This window comes from Gemmobacter sp. (assembly GCF_016792925.1).
In the GTDB taxonomy this organism is placed as follows: domain Bacteria; phylum Pseudomonadota; class Alphaproteobacteria; order Rhodobacterales; family Rhodobacteraceae; genus Gemmobacter.
Genome location: NZ_JAEULU010000069.1, coordinates 1 through 3,902, shown reverse-complemented (window position 1 = coordinate 3,902; position 3,902 = coordinate 1). Strand labels below are relative to the sequence as shown.

At 68.0% G+C, this 3,902-nt stretch carries 5 protein-coding genes and 2 pseudogenes; 4 read left to right on the top strand and 3 right to left on the bottom strand.

Annotated features, from left to right (window positions below):
- Positions 1–182 (top strand): annotated as a pseudogene (locus JNN06_RS03880) (C4-dicarboxylate ABC transporter); the annotation flags it as partial.
- 130 nt (positions 183–312) lie between these two features.
- On the top strand, positions 313–456 hold the full coding sequence (locus tag JNN06_RS03875) for a hypothetical protein (protein ID WP_291238286.1): 144 nt from the start codon (positions 313–315) through the stop codon (positions 454–456).
- Here JNN06_RS03875 and JNN06_RS03870 read toward each other — a convergent pair.
- Both JNN06_RS03870 and JNN06_RS03865 read right to left on the bottom strand, forming a co-directional pair.
- Positions 453–1,715, bottom strand: a complete 1,263-nt coding sequence (locus JNN06_RS03870; protein WP_291238285.1) for a glycerate kinase — start codon at positions 1,713–1,715, stop codon at positions 453–455. The two genes, JNN06_RS03875 and JNN06_RS03870, sit on opposite strands and share 4 nt — an antisense overlap.
- Positions 1,712–2,023, bottom strand: a complete 312-nt coding sequence (locus JNN06_RS03865) for a Dabb family protein (RefSeq protein WP_291238284.1) — start codon at positions 2,021–2,023, stop codon at positions 1,712–1,714. Before JNN06_RS03865 ends, JNN06_RS03870 begins: the two co-directional genes overlap by 4 nt.
- Positions 2,024–2,139: 116 nt before the next feature.
- Between JNN06_RS03865 and mgrA the strand changes: the two genes are divergently transcribed.
- Positions 2,140–3,186: an L-glyceraldehyde 3-phosphate reductase gene (mgrA, locus tag JNN06_RS03860; RefSeq protein WP_291238283.1), complete on the top strand. Its 1,047-nt coding sequence runs from the start codon at positions 2,140–2,142 to the stop codon at positions 3,184–3,186.
- Between the two features lie 151 nt (positions 3,187–3,337).
- The gene (locus tag JNN06_RS03855; protein WP_291238282.1) at positions 3,338–3,622 is read left to right on the top strand and encodes a DUF2218 domain-containing protein; all 285 of its coding nucleotides are present in this window, start codon (positions 3,338–3,340) and stop codon (positions 3,620–3,622) included.
- An 83-nt stretch (positions 3,623–3,705) separates the two neighbouring features.
- On the opposite strand, the pseudogene JNN06_RS03850 reads toward JNN06_RS03855, so the two are convergent.
- A pseudogene (locus JNN06_RS03850) lies at positions 3,706–3,902 on the bottom strand (TonB-dependent receptor); the annotation flags it as partial.

Below are 3,902 nucleotides of genomic sequence, written 5' to 3'. Positions count from 1 at the left end.
CCAAGGCGGAAAACGATGCGGCATTGGCGCGGATGCGGGCCAGCGGGTTGACCGAATTCCACGAGCTGACCGAGGCAGAGCGCGCCGCCTGGATCGCGGCACTGGCGCCGGTGCAGGAGGCGATGGCGGCGCGGATCGGGCAAGACACGCTGGATATGGTGCGCGAGGCCGCGGCCGAGTGAGCGGCCCCGATTTTTCGTCGAAAAATCGCGCGCGCGCCTCGGATGCAGGCCGCGCGCATTTGACGCAAATCAAGGCTGCGGCGGGGCAAGGCCGCTATCGTATTCCTGCGCAGGACAGGAGGATCAGGGCATGACTCATCACGACAGGGAAAGGCGGGGCGCTCGCAGCCGCGAGGCGGTGATGTTTCACGCGGTCTTTCTGGCGCCCACCGTGGTAATCGCGGCCTTGGCGGCGCTGGAACTGGCGCTGCTGCTGTGGCATGTTCTGCCCTAGCGCAGCAGGAGTGCGCGGAAATCATTCACATTGGTGCCGGTGGGGCCGGGGCTGAACAGATCGCCCAAGGCCGCGAAAGCGTTATAGGCATCATGCCCGGCCAGCAGGGCCGCCGGGTCTTGCCCGAGGCCGCGCAGCCGCGCCGCGCTGTCGCCGCTGGCAAAGGCGCCGGCATTGGCCTCTGACCCGTCGATGCCGTCGGTATCGGCGGCCAGCGCCGCGACGGGCACCCCTTCGGCGGCCAGCGCAAAGGCCAGCAGAAATTCGCTGTTCCGGCCCCCCTTGCCGCCCGCGCCCCGCAGCGTCACGGTGGTTTCGCCGCCCGACAGGATCACCACCGGGCGGCGGAACGGGCGGTCGCGCAGCGCCACTTCGCGGGCGATGGCGGCATGGACGCGGGCGACATCGCGCGCCTCACCCTCGATGGCATCGGACAGGATCACCGCAGGCACGCCCTGCGCCGCGGCCCGTGCCGCCGCCGCCTCCAGCGACAGGCGGGCCGAGGCGATGACGCGCAGCTGATGCCCGGCAAAGCGCGGGTCGGCGGGATCGGGCGCCGCGCCCGCCTCGCCTTCCAGCCAGGCGGCCAGGCGCGGCGGCAGGTCGATGCGCCAGGCCTTGACCAGCGCGCGGGCGGCGGCGCGGCTGCTGGCATCGGGCACGGTGGGGCCAGAGGCCACCTGCGCCGGATCATCGCCCGGCACGTCTGACACCACCAGCGTGACCAGCCGCGCCGGGTGGCACTCCAATGCCAGCCGCCCGCCCTTGATGCCGGATACCTGCTTGCGGATGGCATTCATCACCGAGATCGGCGCGCCCGAGGCCAGGAGCGCGCGGTTCAGCGCCGCCTCATCCGCCAGCGTCAGATCGCCGGGCGGGCTGGGCAGCAGGGCCGAGCCGCCGCCGCAGATCAGCGCCACCACCAGATCGTCAGAGCCAAGGCCCTGCACTGCCTGCCGCAGCGCCTCGGTCGCCGCCAGCCCCGCCGCGTCGGGCACCGGATGCGCGGCCTCCAGCACGCGGATGGCGCGGGTCGGGCAGGCATAGCCGTAGCGGGTGACCACCACCCCCTCCAGCGGATGCGGCCAGAGCCGCTCGAAGGCGGCGGCCAGTTGCGCCGCCCCCTTGCCCGCACCGATCACCACGGTGCGGCCCTTGGGCGGTTCGGGCAGATGGGCGGCCAGCGCCTGCGCCGGGTCGGCGGCGGCCACGGCGGCCTCGAACAGGCCGGTGAGGAAGGCGCGGTCGGCGGGCGTCACAGCGCGACATCCATCACGAGGATCCCCGCCAGCCCGCCCTCGGCTGCCGCCACCAGCCGGGAGCCCAGCGCCTGATGCGCCGGGTCGGCCAGATAGGCATCGCGCGCGGCCACATCGCGGAAATCGCACCAGAACAGGTCGTGAAACCCCTGCACCACCGCTGTTTCGGGGGAAAGATTGGGGAAGCTGCGGAAATCCTCCATCCCCTCCAGATGGCCGCGCAGGGCGGCAAGCCCGGCGTAAAGCTGCTGCTTTTCCGCCTCGGTCACCTCTGCGCGAAAGCGCAGCGCCACGATATGCCGGATCATCTGGCCCCTCCCCCATCGCGCTGGCAGGGTCGCGCGGATTGCGCGGATCGGCAAGCCCCACCCATTGCACCCGCCCTCGTTTGCGCTACCATTCCGGCACAAAACAGGAGGGCCGCATGCGCCAATTCCCCAAGACCTATACCCCGTCCGACAGCCGCTATGACCAGATGGTTTACCGCCGCTGCGGTCATTCGGGGCTGAAACTGCCCGCCATCAGCCTGGGCCTGTGGCATAATTTCGGCGAGGACACCCCTCATGCGGTGAAACGCGCCATCTGCCAGACCGCCTTTGATCATGGCATCACCCATTTCGATCTGGCCAACAACTATGGCCCGCCCTTCGGCAGCGCGGAGGAGGCCTTTGGCCAGATCCTGCAACAGGATTTCGCGCGGCACCGCGATGAGCTGATCATCAGCAGCAAGGCGGGCTATGACATGTGGCCGGGGCCCTATGGCGAATGGGGCAGCCGGAAATATCTGATCGCCTCTTGCGACCAGTCGCTGAAGCGCATGGGCCTTGATTACGTCGACATTTTCTATTCGCACCGTTTTGACCCGGACACCCCGCTGGAAGAAACCATGGGCGCGCTGGATCACATCGTGCGGTCGGGCCGGGCGCTGTATATCGGGATTTCCAGCTATAACTCGGCCCGCACCCGCGAGGCGGTGGCGATCCTGCGCGAGATGGGGACGCCGCTGCTGATCCATCAGCCCAGCTACAACATGCTGAACCGCTGGGTGGAGCGGGACGGGCTGAAAGACACGCTGGCCGAGCTGGGCGTGGGGTCGATTGCCTTCACGCCGCTGGCGCAGGGGATTTTGACGAAGAAATACCTGAACGGCATTCCGCAGGGCAGCCGCGCCGCGCAGGGCAAGAGCCTGGCGCCCGAGACGATCACCCCGCGCGCGCTGGAAAGCGTGCGGGCGCTGGATGCGATTGCGCAGGCGCGCGGGCAGACGCTGGCGCAGATGGCGATTGCCTGGGTCTTGCGCGATGAGGGGATCACCACGGCGCTGATCGGGGCCTCCAAGCCCGAGCAGGTGGTGGACTGCGCGGGCGCGGTAGGCAATCTGGCCTTCACTGCGGCCGAGCTGGCCGAGATCGACCGCATTGCGGCGGAGGAGGACATCAACCTTTGGGCGCGGTCTTCGGAAGGGGCTTGATTTGACGCCCCCTCGATTTGACGCCCACTTGATTTGACGGGGGCTTGATTTGACGAAGGCGGGGCCGCGCGGTAGCAAGGCCCTGCCAGCCCTTTGCCAGCCTTGCTTTCACCTGCGGGAGACCATCCCGCCCCAAGAGAACAGGGTTCCGATGCGGCAGATTGCCCATTTTCCGACCGATCACGCCGCGCAATATGTGGCGACCATGGCCAAGCATTTCGGCCACAAGATTGCAGTAGAGATCACCGGCGAGGCTGCACTGCTGCGCTTTGACGCGGGCGAGGGGCGTCTGGTGCCGCAGCCCGGCGGCATCGCGCTGAGCGTGGAGGCCGCAACGGCGGAGGATGCCGCCATGCTGGCCGATGTGCTGGAGCGCCACCTGCTGCGCTTTGCCCATCGGGAAGACCCGGCAGCGCTGCTCTGGGCCGCAGAATAAGGCGCCGCAACAAGGGCAGAAGGGCGACCCGAGGGCCGCCCTTCGTATTTGTGAACGAACGATCACATTACATGAATGCGCGTTCAGAACGTGTAATTCATGGTCAGGGCAATCGCCCGGCCCGGCTCTTGCTGGCCGATCACGGTGGAGTAATCGCCGCCATAGCTGGCACGGTCGATATAGGCCTGATCGAACAGGTTGGTGACCTCGGCGCGGATGACCAGATTTTCCATGTTGGAAGGCTGGTATTCGGCAAAGACATCCACCGTGGTGTAACCGG

Excerpts from the sequence above, each read along its gene's own strand:
- JNN06_RS03875 (WP_291238286.1), top strand. The coding sequence starts at position 313 with ATGACTCATCACGACAGGGAAAGGCGGGGCGCTCGCAGCCGCGAGGCG.
- JNN06_RS03865 (WP_291238284.1), bottom strand. The coding sequence starts at position 2,023 with ATGATCCGGCATATCGTGGCGCTGCGCTTTCGCGCAGAGGTGACCGAG.
- mgrA (WP_291238283.1), top strand. The coding sequence starts at position 2,140 with ATGCGCCAATTCCCCAAGACCTATACCCCGTCCGACAGCCGCTATGAC.
- JNN06_RS03855 (WP_291238282.1), top strand. The coding sequence starts at position 3,338 with ATGCGGCAGATTGCCCATTTTCCGACCGATCACGCCGCGCAATATGTG.